The sequence below is a fragment of the Chamaesiphon sp. OTE_75_metabat_556 genome (genome assembly GCF_031378165.1).
Lineage (GTDB): Bacteria > Cyanobacteriota > Cyanobacteriia > Cyanobacteriales > Chamaesiphonaceae > Chamaesiphon.
On sequence record NZ_JANNDR010000320.1, the window covers coordinates 1 to 1,897 of the forward strand.

Here is a 1,897-nt window from a genome sequence, read left to right on the forward strand (position 1 = left end):
GGCTGTGGCAGCATTTAAGAAGGCGATAATATCGGCTTTGTTGGTTTGAATTTCCTGCTTGAGTTCAGCCGTGAGGGCATTTTTGCTAGTCCGAATTCGTAATTTATCATCTTCAGCCCAAATTCGGCAGCCGATGTTTTGTAACCGCAGCATTAAAGCAACTACCTGCTCTTGTTGTGTCATAGTTCAATAGTTGGGAGTTGGGAGTTGGGAGTTGGGAAGATAAAAGAGGAGAGCTAATTTTTTCAACGGCTGGCTTACTTAAAAGCCCCATTTTTCCATAACTCCAACACTTCGGTGGCGGTAAAATAGCGTTCTTGCTCGGTAGCAAGAGATTTGATCGTCGATCGCATTTGCTCGTATTGTGCTCTGGGTTGGGGATTGTGCAGTTGTTTTTCAAATAGATATTGAAAATTACTGGCTCCACTCCATTTGCCGAAGATAATATCGATCGTGCTGTGAGCAAAGGCATCATAGCTTTTAGGATCGGACAACAAAGAATTAACATGAACGCCCGTTTCATGGCGTTGAGCAGCTCGTGAGTAGGGGGGAGCGGGACGAACTCCCAGTTGCTCAATGTAGTTAGTTACAGACGCGATCGCATCATAGTTAATCCCCGCCAGTTCGATACCAAAGCGGACTCGCAACCCGTTTAACACTTGCTCCATGGCGACATTTCCCGCGCGTTCGCCAATCCCGCAAAACGTACCTGTGATTAAACTTGCGCCAGCGATAATCGACTGAAGCGTATTTTCTAGAGCCATCCCCCGATCGTTATGATAATGCAGTCCGAACGTCACGCTTGTAGTCGATTGGATCAGATCTTTAACCCAAATATGGCTCTGTTCGGGAGTCAACACTCCCACCGTATCGCAGAGAATAAAGTTTTCAATATAAGGGCTAAAGGAGCGGATACATTGGACTAAAAAGTCAAAATCTGCTCTGGAAGAATCTTCGGCAGCTAAGTCTACTCTGAGTCCAGCAACCTGTGTGGCATAGTGCAAATTTTCCACAACTGTCTCGATCGCATTTTGGCGAATTTTATCAATTACTGTTGCAGGGATATCATCATCGATGGTTTTGCCTGTAAACTCGCTCATTTTGCGGATCTGAGGATCGCGGAGGAACATTAATCGATCAGACAGAGCAAAGATCATCGCGATGCGTTTGATGCCGCAGTCCTTTGCCTGATCGATAAACTGCTTATTCATCAATGTAGCGGCAGTGAGCCATTCGTCGAAACCTTCAGCGATTAATGTTTTGGTTAGAGCCATTTCTTGCTCGGAGACGCAGGGCATGATGTCTAATCCGTCAATCCCGGTTTTGGCGATTAAATGGGCAAGTTGATGTTTGGTTGAATAAGGGAAAAATAGCCCTGCTTGTTGTTCTCCATCTCGTAAGGTATTATCGTAAATTTTAATCGGCAAAGTTTCCATTGTTTGCGCTCCAATTTCCATATTTTAGATTTAACAAGTCTAGAAATCTCTCAATTAAGAGCTGTTACTAATTACCTCATAGTTCAAATTCTTCTTCCTCTGAGTTTAAAGATTGGAGATCTGCGGTAGCGGAGTTAATCCACATACAGGTATCTAGATAAGTCGCCAATCGATCGAGTGTGGGCGACTCAAATATTTGGCGCAGGGGTAATTCTATTTTGAAGTTATCGCGGATGCGGGCAATTAGTTGGGTTGCTAACAAAGAATGTCCTCCTAAATCAAAGAAATTGTCTGTCCTGGCGATCGCGCCATACTTGAGCAATTTCGCCCATATTTGACTCAATGTTTTTTCTGTCGCAGTAATCGGTAATTCAATTTCTGTTGAGTAACCTTTGAAATTTGGCGCTGGTAATGCCTGCCGATCGATTTTTCCATTTAGTGTTAGTGGTAAATTTTTCAAG

At 43.8% G+C, this 1,897-nt stretch carries 2 protein-coding genes and 1 pseudogene; all 3 read right to left on the reverse strand.

The window, feature by feature from the left end:
* Window positions 1–183, reverse strand: a pseudogene (locus RMO27_RS12735) (hypothetical protein); the annotation flags it as partial.
* Between the two features lie 74 nt (window positions 184–257).
* Window positions 258–1,436 carry a 2-isopropylmalate synthase gene (locus RMO27_RS12740; RefSeq protein WP_309733009.1) on the reverse strand — a complete coding sequence of 393 codons (1,179 nt, stop codon included), beginning with the start codon at window positions 1,434–1,436 and terminating at the stop codon, window positions 258–260.
* Between the two features lie 76 nt (window positions 1,437–1,512).
* A partial coding sequence (locus RMO27_RS12745) for a phosphopantetheine-binding protein (protein WP_309733011.1) occupies window positions 1,513–1,897 on the reverse strand: 385 nt, incomplete at its 5' end.